Annotated in this window: 1 pseudogene; it reads left to right on the forward strand. The window is 71.7% G+C overall.

Annotated elements, in window-relative coordinates:
- A pseudogene (locus BST27_RS30950) lies at positions 1-249 on the forward strand (peptidase M50); the annotation flags it as partial.
- Positions 250-318: the final 69 nt, after the last annotated feature.

Below are 318 nucleotides of genomic sequence, written 5' to 3' on the forward strand. Positions count from 1 at the left end.
TTGGTGTTCGGCGACCGTCCTTTACCTCGCCCGTTGACCGGCCTACCCACGCTGGCTGTCGACGACGCGCCGGGCCCATTTGAGCGGCTGATCGTGGTCGGCGCCGACGCCGACCTCGCCGCCGTGCTGTCCCGTCTGCTGCGCGCCGACCGGCTCGACGTCGAGGTGGGTTACGCGCCCCGTCGACGTACCTTTGCGACCCGCGCTTATCGCGCGCCAGCCGGACGGCGCGCTGCTCGGCGGGCCCGGCGCGTCGTCGACAGCCAGCGTGGGTAGGCCGGTCAACGGGCGAGGTAAAGGACGGTCGCCGAACACCAA

It is taken from the genome of Mycobacterium intermedium, from assembly GCF_002086275.1.
Classification (GTDB): Bacteria; Actinomycetota; Actinomycetes; order Mycobacteriales; family Mycobacteriaceae; genus Mycobacterium; species Mycobacterium intermedium.